Source organism: Mesorhizobium sp. WSM4841 (genome assembly GCF_055811515.1).
The window spans coordinates 74,957-93,108 of sequence record NZ_JBVVQC010000007.1 but is presented as its reverse complement, the minus strand read 5'-3'; the positions used below and the strand labels follow the sequence as shown (position 1 = coordinate 93,108).

General features: G+C 62.5%; 18 protein-coding genes. 8 read left to right on the top strand and 10 right to left on the bottom strand.

Going from position 1 to position 18,152, the window contains the following annotated elements; genetic code table 11:
• Window positions 1–60: 60 nt before the first annotated feature.
• Window positions 61–1,482, bottom strand: a complete 1,422-nt coding sequence (locus tag AC0L14_RS10710; protein WP_473749430.1) for a coiled-coil domain-containing protein — start codon at window positions 1,480–1,482, stop codon at window positions 61–63.
• A 520-nt stretch (window positions 1,483–2,002) separates the two neighbouring features.
• On the opposite strand from AC0L14_RS10710, the gene AC0L14_RS10705 reads away from it, so the two are divergent.
• On the top strand, window positions 2,003–2,392 hold the full coding sequence (locus AC0L14_RS10705) for a LysR substrate-binding domain-containing protein (protein WP_473749537.1): 390 nt from the start codon (window positions 2,003–2,005) through the stop codon (window positions 2,390–2,392).
• Between the two features lie 570 nt (window positions 2,393–2,962).
• The gene (locus AC0L14_RS10700; RefSeq protein ID WP_095492699.1) at window positions 2,963–3,247 is read left to right on the top strand and encodes an SCP2 sterol-binding domain-containing protein; all 285 of its coding nucleotides are present in this window, start codon (window positions 2,963–2,965) and stop codon (window positions 3,245–3,247) included.
• Between the two features lie 61 nt (window positions 3,248–3,308).
• Here the strand turns inward: AC0L14_RS10700 and AC0L14_RS10695 are convergent, their stop codons facing one another.
• Both AC0L14_RS10695 and odc2 read right to left on the bottom strand, forming a co-directional pair.
• Complete coding sequence (locus AC0L14_RS10695) at window positions 3,309–3,872, bottom strand: GNAT family N-acetyltransferase (RefSeq protein ID WP_473639777.1); 564 nt, start codon at window positions 3,870–3,872, stop codon at window positions 3,309–3,311.
• Between the two features lie 270 nt (window positions 3,873–4,142).
• Window positions 4,143–5,276, bottom strand: a complete 1,134-nt coding sequence (gene odc2 / locus AC0L14_RS10690) for an ornithine/lysine decarboxylase (RefSeq protein WP_473486448.1) — start codon at window positions 5,274–5,276, stop codon at window positions 4,143–4,145.
• 541 nt (window positions 5,277–5,817) lie between these two features.
• Here odc2 and AC0L14_RS10685 point away from each other — a divergent pair.
• The 4 genes from AC0L14_RS10685 (at window position 5,818) to AC0L14_RS10670 (ending at window position 9,812) form a co-directional block, all read left to right on the top strand.
• Window positions 5,818–7,017, top strand: coding sequence for an amidase (locus AC0L14_RS10685; RefSeq protein ID WP_473527152.1), 1,200 nt, complete (start codon window positions 5,818–5,820; stop codon window positions 7,015–7,017).
• A gap of 1 nt (window position 7,018) precedes the next feature.
• Window positions 7,019–7,918, top strand: coding sequence for a LysR family transcriptional regulator (locus AC0L14_RS10680; protein WP_473486446.1), 900 nt, complete (start codon window positions 7,019–7,021; stop codon window positions 7,916–7,918).
• Window positions 7,919–8,002: 84 nt separating this feature from the next.
• On the top strand, window positions 8,003–8,671 hold the full coding sequence (locus AC0L14_RS10675; protein WP_473749428.1) for a DUF1007 family protein: 669 nt from the start codon (window positions 8,003–8,005) through the stop codon (window positions 8,669–8,671).
• A gap of 4 nt (window positions 8,672–8,675) precedes the next feature.
• Window positions 8,676–9,812, top strand: coding sequence for a nickel/cobalt transporter (locus tag AC0L14_RS10670; RefSeq protein ID WP_473527151.1), 1,137 nt, complete (start codon window positions 8,676–8,678; stop codon window positions 9,810–9,812).
• A gap of 212 nt (window positions 9,813–10,024) precedes the next feature.
• Here the strand turns inward: AC0L14_RS10670 and denD are convergent, their stop codons facing one another.
• The 4 genes from denD to AC0L14_RS10650 all read right to left on the bottom strand — a co-directional run bounded on the left by denD (window position 10,025) and on the right by AC0L14_RS10650 (window position 13,110).
• Window positions 10,025–11,002, bottom strand: coding sequence for a D-erythronate dehydrogenase (gene denD / locus AC0L14_RS10665; RefSeq protein WP_473486443.1), 978 nt, complete (start codon window positions 11,000–11,002; stop codon window positions 10,025–10,027).
• Between the two features lies 1 nt (window position 11,003).
• A complete protein-coding gene (locus AC0L14_RS10660) occupies window positions 11,004–11,210 on the bottom strand; it encodes a hypothetical protein (protein ID WP_123149641.1) in 207 nt (68 codons plus the stop codon).
• A gap of 63 nt (window positions 11,211–11,273) precedes the next feature.
• A complete protein-coding gene (locus AC0L14_RS10655; protein WP_473749426.1) occupies window positions 11,274–12,254 on the bottom strand; it encodes a cation diffusion facilitator family transporter in 981 nt (326 codons plus the stop codon).
• Window positions 12,255–12,423: 169 nt separating this feature from the next.
• Window positions 12,424–13,110, bottom strand: coding sequence for a GNAT family N-acetyltransferase (locus AC0L14_RS10650; protein ID WP_473486441.1), 687 nt, complete (start codon window positions 13,108–13,110; stop codon window positions 12,424–12,426).
• Between the two features lie 83 nt (window positions 13,111–13,193).
• On the opposite strand from AC0L14_RS10650, the gene AC0L14_RS10645 reads away from it, so the two are divergent.
• Entirely contained in the window at window positions 13,194–14,378 is a 1,185-nt protein-coding gene (locus tag AC0L14_RS10645; protein ID WP_473486440.1) for a pyridoxal phosphate-dependent aminotransferase, read from the top strand.
• A gap of 159 nt (window positions 14,379–14,537) precedes the next feature.
• Window positions 14,538–14,918 (top strand): YciI family protein, encoded by a 381-nt coding sequence (locus AC0L14_RS10640; RefSeq protein ID WP_473486439.1) that lies wholly within the window; start codon window positions 14,538–14,540, stop codon window positions 14,916–14,918.
• 110 nt (window positions 14,919–15,028) lie between these two features.
• Here the strand turns inward: AC0L14_RS10640 and AC0L14_RS10635 are convergent, their stop codons facing one another.
• The 3 genes from AC0L14_RS10635 to trhO all read right to left on the bottom strand — a co-directional run bounded on the left by AC0L14_RS10635 (window position 15,029) and on the right by trhO (window position 18,017).
• Window positions 15,029–15,784 carry an SDR family oxidoreductase gene (locus AC0L14_RS10635; protein ID WP_473486438.1) on the bottom strand — a complete coding sequence of 252 codons (756 nt, stop codon included), beginning with the start codon at window positions 15,782–15,784 and terminating at the stop codon, window positions 15,029–15,031.
• 279 nt (window positions 15,785–16,063) lie between these two features.
• A complete protein-coding gene (locus tag AC0L14_RS10630; protein WP_473527148.1) occupies window positions 16,064–16,831 on the bottom strand; it encodes a tellurite resistance TerB family protein in 768 nt (255 codons plus the stop codon).
• 262 nt (window positions 16,832–17,093) lie between these two features.
• Entirely contained in the window at window positions 17,094–18,017 is a 924-nt protein-coding gene (gene trhO, locus AC0L14_RS10625) for an oxygen-dependent tRNA uridine(34) hydroxylase TrhO (protein ID WP_473749424.1), read from the bottom strand.
• Window positions 18,018–18,152 lie beyond the last annotated feature (135 nt).

The following is an 18,152-nucleotide window of genomic DNA, read 5'->3' as shown; positions in this document are numbered from 1 at the left end:
TCCATGCGCCAAGCTGATGGGTAACACCGTACACTAGTCGGCGCAGCCCCCACCCACGCCTTAGGATGCAGCGCGCAGGCTCGTACGGACGCGCCGCCTGCTTGTGGCGCGGGTCTTCTCCGCCACGACACCGGTGATCTCGACCACGCCGTTCTCATGCGGCCTGGCGTTTGTGACCTTGTGGAGACGCTCATAGGGCAACAGTTCCTTGACCCGAGCATCGAGCAACGCGACTTCGGCTCGCAGATCCTCGCATTCCTGCCTCTGGACATCGAGCTGTATCTGTTCGGATGCCTGCTGCAGGGAAAGCTGCGAAAAATTCGCGCTCACCGTCGAGAGGTGCATCTTGTCGTTTTCGTTCTCCTTTCTGAGAGCGGACAACCTTTCCTCCGCAATTTGCTTTTCGGCCACAGCGTCGCTGCATTGAGCCTTGAGATTGGCGATCTCGCTGGCGGTTTGACTGTTCTCGTTCGAGGCAACTTCCAATCGTGATTGGAGGTTGCGAATTTCAGAACGCAGGCCGCCGATCTCCGTGAAACTACGCGTACGCTCGGCTTCCCTGTCACCTTCCATGATACGGGCCGCTTCCGTCATTTCCGACAGCTTCGCTTGCGCGACATCGAGCGATTTCTGCAGCCGCATTTCCTCTTTCTCGCTCTTGCCAAGCGCAGCCAGCAGTTCCGAAAGTCGCGCCGCGTCATTGGCATGAATCGTCGAGAGTTCATCCAGCCTGTGCCGCGCCTCAGCTTCCCGTTTCAGCGCCTTGTCGAGATCGATCGACAGGCTGACATGTTTTTCCCTCAGTATCTCGTTCTCGCGTGCGCATCTGTTGGCCTCGGCCGTTCTGGCCGAAAGCGTCTTGACGAGGTCGCCGAACTCCGCTTCGCGTTCTGCGCTCGCATTGCCTGCCCTGACGAGTTCCAGCCTTGCTGCAGCCAGCGCACCGCGAAGTGCCTCCTTGTCGTCGACCAGGCCTATCTCGCGCTGCTGCAGGGCCTCGACAGCGCTTTCACGCTCGCGCTGCTTTCTGGTCGCGTCGTGGAGCTGCTCCGACAGCACTCTTTGCTGTGTGGTCAGGCTGACATTTGCCAGTTCCAGCTCGTTGGCGCGAAGAATGTCCCCGTGAAGCAGCTTCAGGAATTCGCCTGTCAGATGATGCGAGGTCGCGATTTCCGACAGTTTCGTGTTGATCTCCTCCAGATACTCCCGTGCATCGTCAAAGAGCCCATCAACGGCATTTAACGCAGCCAGTCGGGTTTGTGTATGGGAAGTCAGCCGTAATGCGATCTCGGGAGTGTCCGCATCGTCCTCAGGCTGAGAGTTGTCATTCTTTGCCGCGAGATTCTCATCCGGGACGTCATTCAACGGCGATTGGTAGTCTAAGTTCAGACACTCATCGAATGCATCCGCCAAATCGGCTTCGAGCTCCTTGAATGCTCTGTCCACCTTCTCGGCACGCTTGATCAGACTTTTGATTCTCATGACTGAACGTCCCCCCCTTCTAGCGCCACCACGGAGTCTTGATCCTCGCCTGCCGGATACGGGTTCATCCTACCTCCCCTGACGCGGTCGCCGCGTGAGACGACCGCTCTTGAACCTGCTGTCATGGTCCCGTTTACACCACCCTGAGCGCAAGAGGCCGAGTCCACGCTAGGGACAGGCTTGGCCACTGTCCTCGTCTGTTTGAATGATGCAAACTGTAACTGCCCTGATTGCCGCCGGCTTTTCGGGCAAACAACAACCTCCGGAGGAACGTCCGCCGGAGTTCAAGACCTTGGGTACCGACAGCTACTGACCGCGCATCCGCGATCATCGTCGTGCCGCTATCGGGAGAGGACGCGAATGCGGCTCTGAAACTCACCCCGATCGACATAGCATCCCCGCAGATGTCTCAGCCCGTGTTTGGGTTGAACGATTGGCGGCCGTGAAGCACCCGGCGATTGTCGAAGACCGCCATTTCGCCGGCCTTGAGGGCGGTAGACTTCAGATAGAGCGTTCGCGGATGTTGCTGGAGCTGAATGACGAAATATTCGCGACCTTGCGCGCGCGGGGCACGCACGGTTCGGTCCGCCTCGGGGCTCCCGAAGCCTACGCGCATCTCTTTGTGCCACAGGTTCTCGCCCGTTTCGCGGCGGCCAACCCCACAATGACAATCGAACTTTCTCATGCGCCGTCGTGCCAGCTCGTACCCCAGCTCAAGGCAGGTAACATCGATTTGCTGCTCTGTGTCGGGGGCCACGAGCCACGCCAGTGGCCGGTCTCCGAATTGTGGCGCGGTCCGTTGAAGTGGATCATGTCCGCACAGCATTCGGCCCATTTGCAAGACCGCTCCCGTTGGCCCTTTCTCCAGGGGACTGTCCATCGCTGCCACCATGGCTGGATGGGTGTTTGAGGCGCGGCACCGCTCTTCGCGCTCTTGAACGAGCCGGCCGGCGTTACAAAATCGTGTCTACGGCCACAACAGTCGAAGGTCAGCAGGCTGCTGCCTTGGCGGGTCTCGCCGTGGTGATCTTGCCGGAAGCAACGCTGGTGCCCGGACTGCGGGCTGTAGGGAGCGACGAGGGCCTGCCCGACCTGCCGGAGACTGCCGTCTTGTTAGTCAAGGCACGGGAGGCTCGCCAGCCCGAAACAGACACGCTTGCTACAGTGATCATGGATACATTCGAAACGATAAGGGCCGCCGCACGACGAGAACCTGTTGGGCAGCCGAAATCCTCGTAAAACAGGTAATGCCCTGCGCGACCTTATCTCTCCAGCCACGCAAACGCGCACCGGGCAGCATCGACGGGGCAGCTTCGCTGCGGCGATAAAACCCATTCTCATTCGGGGAACCGCGTTGACGTAAACGTCAACCCAAAGCTATATGCGCCAGCGACCGTGATCGCGAAATGCGCAAGACGGCGACTTCGGCCAGACCGAAGTGCCAATCTGCGACAAACGCAACGAGACGAGGAGAACGGCCATGGGCGTTCAGGAAATTGCCGACAAGATCAGTGCGCGCGTGGCGAGTGCCGGGTTCGATCGTTCGGTGAAATTCGATACCGGCGGCGACGGTGTCATTGTCATCGACGGCGCCACCATCTCGACCACCGACGCGCCGGCCGACTGCACCATAAAGCTTTCGCTCGACGACCTGGAGTCGCTGATATCAGGCGATCTCAACCCGACCATGGCGTTCATGTCCGGCAAGATAAAGGTCGAAGGCGACATGAGCGTCGCCATGGCGCTGAGCCAGTTGATCGGCTGATCCAACCAATCGGGATGGAAACAAGCCGCCGCCCGATGGGCGGCGGCTTGTTTCCGATCCGTCAGGCCGCGAGCGGCAGTCGCTGTGACTTCAGCTTGCGCCCCGTCGCCTTCAGCGTGCCCTGCGCGCCGGCGAGTACGCCTTCCACCAGCTCCAGCGCCAACAGGCGGTGCCGCTCATAAGGGCCCGGCATGGCAAGCGAGCCGGTTTTTTCCGCCGAGAACCCGAAGCGCTCATAATAGGGCGCGTCGCCGACCAAAAGGATCGCGGCGTGACCGAGACGCGCGGCTTCAGTGATCGCATGGCGCATCAGCGCCGAGCCGATGCCGGCATTCTTGATTGTGGGATCGACGGCGAGCGGGCCAAGCAAAAGGGCTGCCCGACCGCCCTCGCCCAGCACCACGTCCCAGAGCCGTACGGTGCCGGTGACGGCACCCGTCGCATCACGTGTGACAAAGGCCAGGCCTTCCGAAGGCCGGCGGCCGCGCCGCAGCTTTTCCGACGATTTTTTCCGGCGCTTCGGCCCCATGGCGCGATCGAGCAAAGCCTCGCGCGCCGAAACGTCAGCAGCGGTTTCGGCGGCGATGACGAAAGCGCCAGCAATCTCCCCCCTCGAGGGGGAGATGTCGCCAAGGGCGACAGAGGGGGTCGCCGCGCGTGAAGCGCCGGCCCCACACAGTCCGAGAGAGGTCGCGACAGCTGAGCCGACCCTCTCTGGCCGCTTTGCGGCCATCTCCCCCACAACGGGGGAAATTTGCCGGCTCACGCCGCCCTCAACAATGAAATCCAAAACGTCCATTTCCGCGATCCTTCACGAGCGGATTGTTCCACAGGCGAACCGAAGCGGGCGATCTCGTCGCCCGCACCGGGTGATCTGACCGGCTCTTGCGAGCCGTCAGATCACGTAGGATCGGAGAGGCTCAAAGCCGTTGAAGGCGACCGAGGCGTAGGTCGTCGTGTAAGCGCCGGTGCCCTCGATCAGCACCTCGTCGCCGATGGTCAGCGACAGGGGCAGCGGATACGGCGTCTTCTCGTACATCACGTCGGCCGAATCGCAGGTCGGGCCGGCGAGCACGCACGGAGCAGTCTCGGTGCCGTCATGCGCGGTCACGATCGGGTAGCGGATCGCCTCGTCCATCGTCTCGGCGAGACCGCCGAACTTGCCGATGTCGAGGAAGACCCAGCGCACATTGTCGTTGTCGGCCTTCTTCGAGATCAGCACGACTTCCGATTTGATGACGCCGGCATTGCCGACCATGCCACGGCCCGGTTCGATGATCGTCTCGGGAATCGCGTTGCCGAAATGCTTGCGCAGTGCCGAGAAGATCGCCTGGCCATAGGCCTGTGCCACCGGCACATCCCTGAGGTAACGGGTCGGGAAGCCGCCGCCCATATTGACCATCTTGAGCACAATGCCTTCCTCGGCGAGCGTCGCGAACACCTTTTTGGCGTCACCGAGGGCGCGGTCCCAAGCGGTCAGGTCGGTCTGCTGCGAGCCGACATGAAACGACACGCCATAGGCGTCGAGGCCGAGCGTCCTGGCATGGCGCAGCACGTCGACCGCCATCGCCGGCACGCAGCCGAACTTGCGCGACAGCGGCCATTCGGCGCCTTCGCCGTCGGTCAGCACGCGGCAGAACACACGGGCGCCGGGTGCAACGCGGGCGATCTTCTCGACCTCCTCGACGCAGTCCACCGCGAACAGCCGGATGCCGAGCTGATAGGCGCGCTGGATGTCGCGCTCCTTCTTGATGGTGTTGCCGAAGGAGATGCGGTCCGCCGGCGCACCGGCGTCCATCGCCATCTCGACTTCGGCAACGGAAGCGGTGTCGAAGGACGAGCCCATCGCAGCAAGCAGGCGCAGGATTTCCGGCGCCGGATTTGCTTTCACCGCATAGTAGATTTTCGAATCGGGAAGCGCCTTCTCGAAGGCGCGGAAATTGTCGCGCACGACGTCGAGATCGACGACGAGGCAAGGGCCGTTCGGACGTCGGGTGGCGAGGAAGTCAAGGATGCGCTGGGTAGCCATCGGGGTCTCTCCATCAGCGCCTTTCGGCGCGCACAAAGGCTGCGGGACGCGGGTCATCGACCTCGCGAACACGCGGTGGACAAAGGCGGGACGTCAATCCATGGAACCAGCCGGTGGAGACCCCGGAACCATGAAGCGCCGTCTCGCGGCGGTGAACCTTGGCCTTGCCCGGCCTCGGTTCGCTTTGTCTGCCTTGGCTTGGATGGGAGACCCGTCCGCACTGCCGGCAATGAAGGTGTGCCTCTTCAGTAACCCCGGTCTTTGGACGACCGGCAGAACACCAGAAAGGCCCGCACCGTCGTTGCTTCAAGGTGTCCTCGGTCTGGCGGTTGGCCGCTAAACCGACTGGAGGGGTTAGCTCCAGTTACCTTACCGATATCCTCACCATTTTGAGGATCGGCGGACACCCACAGGCACGTGCGACTTTGGGCAAGCGCGATATAAGAGCGAAGGGTTTCACAATCAATAAAAATCGTATGGCAGGTTGTAAAATTCCTGGCACCGAACAATGTTGCAACAACTGTATCCGGATATCGAACGCATGACAGGCACTCGCGGCCCCCTGAACGCTTTTCTCGACCTCGACGATATCCCGGTATCCAATGCGCAATCCGGCCTGCTTGCCGGCCTGCGGCTGGCCGTCAAGGATATCTACGACGTGGCCGGCTACCGCACCGGCTGCGGCAATCCACAGAAATACCAGGAGGCTTCACCCGCTTCGGCGACAGCGCCGGCCGTCCAGGCGCTGCTTGATTCGGGCGCGCGCTTCGTCGGCAAGACGCAAACCGACGAGTTGGCCTTCTCCCTGATGGGGCTGAACGCGCATTTTCCGTCGCCGGTCAATCCAGCAGCGCCGGACCGCATCACCGGCGGCTCGTCCTCCGGTTCCGCCGCCGCGGTCGCCGGCGGGCTGGCCGACATCGCCATCGGATCCGACACCGGCGGCTCGATCCGCGCGCCGGCAAGCTTTTGCGGCCTGATCGGCCTCAGGGTCACGCATGGCCGCATCTCGCTCGACGGCACCATGCCGCTGGCCCCCTCCCTCGATACGTTCGGGTGGTTTGCCAAGGATATGGCCACCTATGACAAGGTCGGCGCGGTGCTGCTTGGCAATGATCTGCATCGCGACGAATTGCAGAGTCCGCTCGCCCTGGATGTGCTGGACGGGCTCGTGCTCGGCCCGCGGGAGGCGGATGAATACCGCGGCATGGTCCGCCATGTCTCTTCGGTAATGGGCACGCCGCGGGTCATTGCGCCGCTCTCGCATTCCACCGACGAACTTTACTGGTGCTTCCGCACGCTGCAGGGGTACGAGGCGTGGCAAAATCATGGTGCCTGGATCTCGCAGGGTGACCGGATGCTCGGCCCCGGCGTCAAGGGGCGTTTCGAGCATGGCGCGACCATCGACGTCGCAATCGCGCAACGTGAAACGGAACGTCGCGTTTCGTTTCGTCTTGAACTTGTCGACCTGCTTGGCGATGACGGCGTCCTTGTGCTGCCGACCGTTCCGGGTGCCGCCCCGCTCAAGACCGATTCCTTCGATGATTTGCAGACCTATCGCGAACGCGCGCTAAGGCTGCTGTGCCTCTCCGGCGTGTCGGGCTTTCCGCAGATCACCCTGCCGCTGGGCCATGTCGACGGCGCCCCTTTCGGCCTCTCGCTGCTCGGACCTGAGAACAGCGACCGGCAGTTGATGGCGCTTGCCGCGCGCATCCTTTCAGCCCACCAAAGGAGCGCATGACATGGATACGCTGACCCGCATGCGCGCCTTCATCGACGTGGTCGAGGCCGAAGGTTTTTCGGCGGCAGCGCGCAAGATCGGCCGCTCCAAGGCGCTGCTGTCGAAATATGTGCGCGAGTTGGAGGACGAGCTCGGCGCGTTGCTGCTCAACCGCACCACCAGGCAGTTCTCGCTAACCGAGGCCGGCCACACCTATTACCGCCGCGCCTCGGAAATCGTCCGCGAGGTCGACAGCCTGGCCGATGCGGTGCGCGAATCCTCCGGCGACGTGCGCGGCAGGATCAAGCTGTCGGCACCGCGCACTTTTGCCGACGCACCGATCGGCCAATCGCTGATCGACTTCGCCAAACAACATCCCGACATCGTGCTCGACATTCATCTCGACGACCGCTTCGTCGATCTGGTCGAGGAAGGTTTCGATCTCGCTGTGCGCATTTCGCGGCTGGAAAGCTCCTCGCTGATCGCCAGGCGTCTGGCGCCGTTCTCGGTGCGGCTCTGCGCATCGCCCGAGCTGATTGCCAAGCACGGCATGCCGGTGCGGCCGCAGGACCTTGGCCGCGTGCCCTGCATCATCGACACCAATGGCCGCTGGCTGACCAACTGGCCGTTCAAGGGCGACAGCGGCGACACGGTAACCGTTTCGGTCTCCGGTCCGATCGAGGTCAACAGTCCGATGGCGGCAAGGGCCGCCGCCGTGGCGGGATTGGGATTTTCCATCCTGCCGGATTTCATCGCCGCGCCCGACATCGAAAGTGGCCGGCTAGTGACCGCGCTGAATGACCGCATCCTGCCGGGTGGCGGCATCTTCGCCGTCTATCCGCACCGACGCTATTTGCCTGCGAAAGTTCGCGTCTTTGTCGATTTCCTGGTGCAGTGGTTCAAGACGATTGACAATGCATGAGCTTTTAGCCGCCGGGAGTCCCATTTTCGCCCCCTTTCTGGTAACTCTCGATATTTACCCAAGCTGATGGAATCGCGACCGAGAATGCACCTGAAACGGCAAGCAATCATGATGGCTTCGGCCATGGCGGCGACATTTGCCACGGTCGGGCCAGCAAATGTGCATCCCCACGTCTTCGCCGAGGCTCGCCTCGAAGTGATCCTCAGCCCGGATCACCAAAGTGTGAAGGCCTTGCGCCATGTCTGGCGCTTCGACGATTTGTTTTCGAGCACGGTGATGATGGAGTTCGATAAGAATTCCGACCTGAAGCTCGACGACAAGGAGCTGAAGGAAGTCGCCGACACCGTCCATGCTTCGCTGGCGGAGTTCAATTACTTCCAACTCGTCACCGTCGACGGCAAGGACGAGGCGATGAACCCGCCGCCGCAGCTGATGGCAAATTTCGACAACGACCAGCTCATCATCCTGTTCGAATCCGACCCGAAGGCGCCGACCAGGCTGGCCGGCAAGATCGATATCGGCGTCTATGACCCGACCTTCTACACGGCGATCGATTTCACCGAGGACGCGAATCTGCAGGTCGCCGGCTTGCCGTCGACATGCACGAGCAAGGTCGTTCGTCCCAACCCCGACGAGGCGCTCGCCGAGAACCAGAAGACCCTGACGGACGCCTTCTTCAACGATCCGACAGGCACCGATATGAGCAAGATCTTTGCGACCAAGCTCGAACTGAACTGTCAGCCAGAAGGATAATCCGGTGACGAAACCGTCCCTGCGTTTGGCTTTCGGCCTTTTGGCAGCCGCCCTTGTGATGACGCACGTCCTCGGCTCCGCCCACGCACAGAGCTCGCTCGGCATCGGCACCAATGACGGGATAGCTCCCACCACCGGGCCGTTCGCCCATATCCTGATGTGGATCAATCTGCGTCAGCAGGAATTCTACCGCGCGCTTGCCGGCGCGATGAAGGCAATGCGCGAGGATGGCGGCAAGCTGTGGTTGCTTATCGGCCTGTCCTTCGCCTACGGCATTTTCCATGCCGCCGGCCCCGGTCACGGCAAGGCGGTGATCTCGTCCTACATGGTGGCGAACGAAGTCGCGCTCAAGCGCGGTATCATGCTGTCCTTCGTCTCGGCCCTGCTGCAGGCGCTGACGGCGATCCTGGTAATGATGCTCGCCTACTTCGTCCTGCGCGGCACCACCATATCGATGACCGACGCGGCATGGTTCCTCGAAGTCATGAGTTTTGTCTTCGTCACCCTGTTCGGCGCCTGGCTTTTGTGGCGCAAGGCCGGCCCCGCTATCCTTCGCCTGTTCGGCGCGAACCCTGCCTACAGCCTGTCGGCGGCCCATGCCGGCCATTCGCAAACAGGCCACTCACATTCCGCCGATGCTCATTCGGCGCATTCCCATGCGCTTCACGCACATGGCCATGATGGCCACAACCATGATCATGGCGCACACGACCATCACCATGACCATGGCGGGCACGATCATCATCACCATGCGGGCGAGGTCTGCGAGACGTGCGGACATTCACACGCGCCCGACCCGGCGCTGCTTTCCGGCGACCGCTTCGACTGGCGCACCGCCTGGTCGGCGGTGGCTGCGGTCGGTATCCGCCCCTGCTCGGGCGCGTTGATCGTGCTGAGCTTTGCCATGCTCAACGGGCTGTGGTTCGGCGGCATCCTGTCGGTGCTGGCGATGGCGCTCGGCACCGCGATCACGGTCTCGATCTTGGCGACGCTGGCGGTGACGGCCAAGAACTGGGCAGTCTATTTCGCCGGTGACGGCCGCATGGGTAACCGCATCCATTCGATCGTCGAGATCGGCGGCGCAGCCTTCGTGTTTTTGTTCGGGTTGCTGCTGTTGTCGGCCAGCCTGACTGGCGGATAGCGCCTCGATCGGACGCGCAGCCTCCAAACTGAACCAGGAATTGTCGACCTCGGCGCCGCCCCTCATCGCCCTGCCGGCAACGCCGGCCATTGGCGAAATCACCGATGAGAGCGCCCCTCGCCCCGTTTACGGGGAGAGGATGCCGGCAGGCAGGTGAGGGGCAGCGCCGAGATCGGCAATTTGTGTGTCGCCGCTGGCCCGAATATCGACACCTAACCCGCGATCTTCCCATCCAGCTCGTCCTCGATATGGGCGCGGATGATGTCGTCGAAGCTGGTTTCGGCGGCAAAGCCAAGCTCCCTCGACCGCCGCGCCTCGAACCGTGTCGGCCAGCCCTTGACGATCGCCCAGATCGTATCGTCGGGCTCCTCGCGGATCAGTTTCACCGCCTTGGCGCCGGCAATGCGTTCCAAGGCCTCGATCTGCTCGCCGACCGTGACGGCGACGCCGGGCATCGTCAGATTGCGGCGCGGCCCGACGGCGCTGCCGTCGATCCCTGCTGCGTGGATCAAAAAATTCACCGCCGAGCGCGGGCTGGCGTGGGTGTGCACGACAGAGCGCGGCACCGGCAATATTGCTTCCTGGCCGCTCAACGGCTCGCGGATGATGCCGGAGAAGAAGCCCGAAGCCGCCTTGTTGGGCTTGCCCGGCCTGACGCAGATGGTCGGCAGCCTGATGCCGATGCCGTCGAAGAAGCCGCGCCGCGTATAATCGGCGAGCAATGCTTCGCCCATCAGCTTCTGCGTGCCGTAGGAGGTTAGCGGCGTCGGGTGGAATTCGTCGGGGATGATGTCCGGAAACGGTGCGCCGAACACGGCGATCGACGAGGTGAAGACGACGCGCGGCGCAAACCCCGCCAGCCTTATGGCATCGAACAGCGCCCTTGTGCCGTCGAGATTGACGCGATAGCCGAGATCGAAATTGGCTTCCGCCTCGCCCGACACGACGCCGGCGAGATGGAAGATCACGTCGGGGCGCGACGCGACCAGCCGTTCCATCCCGCCCGCCGCGGCGAGATCGCCTGTATGGATGGTGACGCCGACGCCTTCCAGCGCCGGCGCCTGCGGCGGCACGATATCGTGAAGGTCGAGCGCGGCGATCTTCCGGCCGCTGAGCGTTCCGTCCTTCGCCAGCCGGGCGATGAGCTTGCGGCCGACCATGCCTGCCGCGCCGGTAATCAAAATACGCATATCAATGATCCTTTTTGCGCTGGCTGCGGCCACGCAGCCAAAACACGACGAAAATGGCCACCATGAAGACAGCGGCAATTACAGCGGCAAGAATGGTCGAGACACGGCCGGCCGCCAGCATCACGGTTGGCAAATAGTAGGCGGCGATGCCGAACAGCAGCAGCACCCAGAGGGCGCCTATCGCCGCGTTGCGCGTGTCGCGATCCATCACGCGGCCCTGACGCGGCGGGAATTCATCAAGTTCGTTATCAATGCCATGGAACTCCCGGTATCAGTGATAGTGGCCATGATGCGGAGCCGCATCGTGCGCATGGTCGTGCTCGCCATCGTGGCCATCATGGCTGTCGGCGCAATGGCCGAATTCCGGTTCTACGGTGGCGTGGGCAATGCCATGCTCGGCGGCAAGCCGCTTCTTGATGGCGCTGACCGCCTTGTGGGCATCTACGCCATCGTAGAGGCAAGCATGCAAGGTCGCCATGTTGCTTGACCCGTCGAGCGACCAGACATGCATGTGATGCACCTCGCGCACGCCCTTGACTGTCGCTTCTATGTCCCTGGCGATCAGGTCGCGATCGAGGCTCGCCGGCACGCCTTCGAGCAGGACATGGGCTGCTTCGCGCATCAGCGACCAGGCCGTGGACAGGATCAGCAGCGAGACGAGGACGGACAGGATCGGATCGATAGGCGTCCAGCCCGTTGCCAGGATGACCAGCGCAGCTATGATCGCCGCCGCCGAGCCAAGCAGGTCGCCGAGCACGTGCAGGATGGCACCGCGCATGTTCAGGCTGTCGCGGTCGCCGCCATGCAGCACGAAGAAGGAGCCGATATTGACCAGCAGACCGGCGATCGCGACGACCAGCATCGGCCCGCCGAGCACGGGCGCAGGCGTCAGCAGGCGTTCCCAAGCCTCATAGATGATCCACAGCGCAATGACGAAGATGGCGATGCCGTTGGTATAGGCGACCAGCGTTTTGACCCGGCCGAAACCATAGGTGAGGCGAACGGTGGCCGGCCGGCCGGCCAGATGAAAAGCATACCAGGCGAGACCGAGCGCGATACAGTCGGCGAGCATGTGGCCGGCATCCGCCAGCAGCGCCAGCGATCCGGTGAAGAGACCGCCAAGCGTTTCCACGACCATGAAGCCGGCGGTCAGGCAGGCTGCGATCAGCACCCGTTTCTTGTCGGTCGAGCCGTGCACATGACCGGCGCCGTCGCTGTGGTCATGCCCTTGCGAACCATGGTCATGCGCCATCTGCAAACTCCTGTTAGAGCCTGATCCATCCCGGCAGAATCAGGATGGAGGCTCAATCTCGTTTGACCATGATCTTGCCCGAATCCGGCCTCCACTTTTCGGGATCATGATCCGTCTTGTTTGACCATGATCTTATCCGAAAACCGGCCTCCACTTTTCGGGATCGTGGTCAGGCGCCGAACTCGGCGCGGAAATACTCGAGCCGTCGCTTCTGGCGACCGTCGCCATCGAAATTGGCCGGATCGAGCCATGCCTCATAGGCTCTGCGCAGTGCCGGCCACTCCTTGTCGATGATCGCGTACCACGCGGTATCGCGGTTTTCGCCCTTGACCACAAGATGCTGGCGGAAAATGCCCTCGAACTTGAAGCCGAAACGCTCGGCCGCGCGCTTCGACGGCTCGTTGCGGTTGTTGCATTTCCATTCGTAGCGGCGATAGCCAAGCTCATCGAAAATGTATTTCATGAACAGGAACTGCGCTTCCGTCGCCGCCGGCTTGCGCGAGATCAGCGGCCCCCAATAGATGTTGCCGATCTCGATCACGCCATGGGCCGGATCGATTCGCATCAGCGTCTGGCGTCCGGCGACCTTGCCGCTGGCCTTGTCGATGACCGCGAAGAACAGCGGGTCCTCGCTGGCTTCGGCCTTGTCCAGCCATGGCTGGAAGGCGGCGCGGGTCTGCGGTGGATAGTCGAACAGCCAGGCGAAACGACCATCGACGTCAGGCACCGACGACGCCTCGAACAGGCCGTCGCCGTGCTTTTCGGCGTTGAGCGGTTCCAGCCTGGCATAGCGCCCCTCCAGGACTTTGCGTTCGGGCCGCGGGCGCGGTTGCCAATTCTTGAGGTTTTCCGACACCCAAAGCTCCAATCCGTTTGACTTTTGCGAAAGGACGCTCACAAAAACGCTCGCTCGGTGAAAGAACCACACGGACGGGAAAAATGCTCCACACGATTTCGGCCTTCGATCGTCTCGGCGAGGAAAACGCCTTCGCGGTGCTGGCTCGTGCCACCGCGCTCGCCCATCAGGGCCGCGATATCGTCAATCTCGGCATCGGCCAGCCCGACTTCAAGACGCCGCAGCACATCGTCGAGGCCGCGATCAAGGCGCTGCGCGACGGCCACCACGGCTATACGCCGGCTAACGGCCTGCTGGCGACACGAGAAGCGGTGGTGCGCCGCGCGCTGACCACCACCGGCGTCGAGGTTTCGCCCGAGGCGGTGATGATCCTGCCCGGCGGCAAGCCGACCATGTTTGCCGCGATCCTGATGTTCGGTGAACCGGGCGCCGAGATCCTCTATCCCGATCCCGGCTTTCCCATCTATCGCTCGATGATCGAGTTCACCGGTGCTGCTCCGGTACCGGTGCCGATGCGCGAGGAGAACGGCTTTGCCTTCTCGGCGCAGGAGACGCTGGCGCTGATCACGCCGAAGACCAGGCTGCTGATCTTAAACTCGCCGGCCAACCCGACCGGCGGGGTCACCCCCCGCGCCGAGATCGAGAAGCTGGTCAATGGGCTGGAAGCGCACCCTGATGTCGCCATCCTCTCCGACGAGATCTACGACGTGATGACCTATGACGGCGAGACGCATTGCTCGCTGCTCAACTTTCCCGAGATCCGCGACCGGCTGATCGTGCTCAATGGCTGGTCGAAGACCTGGGCGATGACCGGCTGGCGCATGGGCTGGTCGATCTGGCCGAACGGCGACAAGGGCGCCCACCTCTACGATAAGGTGCGCAAGCTCGCGGTCAATTGCTGGTCATGCGTCAACGCGCCGAGCCAGTATGCCGGTATCGCGGCCATCGACGGTCCGCAGGACGACGTCGACAAGATGATGCGCGCCTTCGACCGCCGTAGGAAGATCGTGGTCGAAGGGCTGAACGCCTTGCCGGGCGTTTCCTGCATCACACCGAAGGGCGCGTTCTATGCCTTCCCCAATGTCTCAAAAACCGGCTGGAAGGCCAAGAAGCTGGCGTCTGCCCTGCTTGAGGATGCCGGCGTAGCGCTGATCGGCGGACCCGATTTCGGCATCCTGGGCGAAGGCTATATCAGGTTGTCCTACGCCAATTCCGAAGAGAACATCCTGCGCGCGCTGGAGCGGATCGAGGCGTTTCTGGGCAAGTGAGAACAAGCGCATTACCCCGAAATCGGAATCGATTTTCGCGGAGGCGCAAATCAAAGTGCTACGGCGTCCTTTGCGCCCGATAGAACGCGCGGCACTGTCTCAACGAGGAGATCGCTGTCGTCGGCGATAGAATTCACGACCGAAGAAAGGTGACGTCAGATGTTTTATGCCATCCTCGCCTATCACGTTGAGGAAGTGATCACTGCGCTGACTCCGGACGAGGATGCGGCGCTGATGACCGACCTGCTCCAGATAAACGAACGGCTATACCGCGAAGGCACGCTTGGCCCGGCGGCGCGGCTCGGGGCGACCCAAGACGCCTGTACCTTGCGCGGGCCGGGCGCCGGAATGGTCATTGACGGACCCTTCGCCGAGACCAAGGAACAATTGTTGGGGCTCTACGTCGTCGACTGCGCCACGCGCGATGCCGCGATCGCGATTGCGCGCGACCTTCGCCGCGTCAATCCGACCGCCGTCTACGAAATCCGCCCCATTTCGCTGTATCTTCCCGGCGTGCCGCTTTCGGTTATGCAGTCCTAGCCAAAATTGATCGCGGCCCGGCCGGGTCCCCGCTGCTGCGCAGCGTCCAGGCGTTCGCCGGCCTTCATCGTGCCACTGGCACGATGAATTCGCTTACGCGAACCAACCGCTCACCCTCGCCCGACATACGGCATCTTCGTCGCCATCACTGTCATGAACAGCACATTGGCGTCGAGCGGCAGGCTGGCCATATGGACGACGGCATCGGCGACCTGCTGGACATCCATCACCGCTTCGGCGGCGATAGAGCCATTGGCTTGCGGTACCCCGACCGTCATCGCCTGCGCCATGTCGGTCAAGGCGTTGCCGATGTCGATCTGGCCGCAGGCGATGTCATAAGGCCGGCCGTCCAGCGCCAGCGTCTTGGTCAGCCCGGTAATAGCGTGCTTGGTCGCGGTATAGGGCACTGAGCCCGGACGCGGCGCGTAGGCAGACACCGAGCCGTTGTTGATGATGCGGCCACCCATCGGCTGTTGCCTGCGCATGGCGCCGAAGGCGGCGCGGGCGCACAGGAACGAGCCGGTGAGATTGACCCCGACAACTTCGTTCCACACCTCGACGGGAATCTCGTCGATCAATGTCGACTTGTAGCTTGTGCCGGCATTGTTGAAGAGCAGGTCGACACGGCCGAAGGCCGCCGCCACCGTCTCGAACATCTCGTCGACCTGATCGGCCTTGCTGATGTCGCAGGCGACCGCCAGCGCCTTGGCTTGTGTAGATCCGGCATCGGCGATCGCCTTGTTCAGCACCGGCTTGCGGCGTCCGCAGAACACCGTGTTCCAGCCGGCCCTGAGCAGCGCCGTAGCGACGGCTTTGCCGATGCCGGTGCCGGCGCCAGTGACGATGGCTGTTTTGTAGTCTGTCATAACTGTCCTCCTGCAGCGCCGCGTGTCCGCAAAGGACGCCATAGCACCTTGATATCGAGCAATTTGATTTTGTGCATGATCGCTTCCAAAAATCGATTCCGATTTCGGCTCATGCGCTAACGGCATCGACAAAAGGGCGGCCATTGGCGGCCGCCCTGATCTGAACCGGCTTGGGAGGAGGAAAGCCGATCCGACTACCTAAAATCATGCGCTTCCTAGGTAAACGAGACATTAACGCGAGAGCGGTGCCCGGATTCCCGCTCTCCGCGGCCCGGAAGCCTACCAGCGCGAACCGGCGGTTGCCTTTCCCGACGCCGGCACCCCTGACTCCGGCACCTCTGGCGCCGGCACTTTTGCCGCCGACACCGTCGCCTCGACATGGTCGAGCAGTGCATCGGGCAAGCTGAGGCGGCCGGCGAGCAGATCGAGATAGCCGCGTTCGGCACGTGTATCCGGATCGATGGCGAGGCGCGAGGCGGTGTAGAGCTCGAGCTTCTGCGCGTCGGTTTGGGCGCCGGCGACCAGCGTATCCAGGTCGAGCGGCGTCTCCAGTTCCGACATCAGGAATTTCTCCGCGTCGGAGTCGATGCCCGCGAGGCTGAGCTTGCCTGCGATCTTTTGCCGTTCGTCGTCATCGATATGGCCGTCGGCCTTCGCCGCCGAAATCATAGCGCGCACCAGCGTCAGCGTGAATTCGTCCTCGCCTTGCGGCGCCTGCGAGGGATGGAAGCTGGTGTCGGCGGGCGGCGGCAGCAATTCCGGTTCGCCGGCAACTTGCGTTTCAGCCGGCGCCTTGCCGTTCTTGTAGTTCTGGTAGGCCTTGTAGGCGAGGCCGCCGACCACGGCCAGGCCGCCGAGCTTCACCGCAGTGCCGGTGATCTGACGGCCAGCGCCGGTTCCGAGCAGCACCGCGGCCAGCGCGCCGGCCGCCAGCGGATTGTCCTTGGCCATCTGCACGGCCTGACCCCCTTTGTCGCGGACGGTCGACCCCGTTCCGGGAATTTGCGAGCCGAGCAGATCGTCGAGGAGCTTCTTGGGATCGAACATCAATGCCTCCAGAATTGGCCCGGCCGAACGTGGACGGGCAGGTTTTCGGACGTTGAAGAGGTAGGCCCCGCACATTGACATTACAATGACGGATGAGCGCTTTGCCAATGATGGCGAAAACAAGTGATGTCAGGATCTGCAGTGTCGGCCCGAAAATCGGAATCGATTTTCGGAAAGCACGATGCGTAGATTCGATGCGTAGATTCAAAGTGTTAGAGCGTACTTCGTGCGTCCAAGTGCGTCCAAGCGGACGCACGTCGTTCTAACGTCCGACGTGCGGAGCCCTGCCTTGCGCTTCTGCAAGCTCGACCTGGCGCTGACGCTCGGCGTAGCGCGCGCGATCCTCGTCGGAACGGGCATCGAAGCAATGCGGACATGAGATGCCGGCGGCGTATTTCGGCGATAACAGGTCCTGCCCGATCAGCGGATGCCGGCAGGCGCGGCACAGTTCCGCCTCACCCTCGACCAGCCCGTGCGACACCGAGACGCGCTCGTCGAAGACGAAGCACTCGCCCTGCCACAGGCTCTGTTCGGCGGGCACCTCTTGCAGATATTTCAGGATACCGCCCTTGAGATGGAACACATCCTTGAAGCCGAGCGACTTCACATAGGCCGTTGCCTTCTCGCAGCGTATGCCGCCGGTGCAGAACATGGCCACCTTCCGGCCGACGAGCTCGGCTTGGTGCTGCTCGACCCAGGCCGGGAATTCGCGAAAGCTCGCCGTAGCGGGATCGACCGCGCCCTTGAAGGTGCCGATCGATACCTCGTAGGCATTGCGCGTGTCGATGACGATCGTGTCCGCATCCGAGATCAACGCGTTCCAGTCGGCCGGTGCGACATAGGTGCCGGCGCTTGCCGTCGGATCGATATCCCTAACGCCCATGGTGACGATCTCGCGCTTCAGCCGCACCTTCATGCGGTGGAACGGCATCTGCGTGGCGCTGCTGTACTTGACCTCGAGACCGGCGAGACCTTCGATGGATCCGAGATGATCGATGAGCGCGGCGATGTCAGCTTCGCTGCCGGCGACCGTGCCGTTGATGCCCTCATGCGCCAGAAGCAGCGTGCCCTTGATACCGCGTCCGCAGCAGAAGGCGGCGAGCGGCGCGCGCAATGCCTCGAAGTCGTCGAGACGGGCAAACCTATAGAGCGCGGCAACGCGGAAAGGTTGATTGGGCAGTGTCATCGCCGAAGCCACTAAACGCTCATGAAAGCCGATTCAAGGCTGACGCGTGGAACTGCCTCTTCTTGTTGTCCGGGCTGCCGGAATTGCCGGCAGTGCGTGACATCGCGACACGCTTGGTTTCGTGGACAGAAAAAC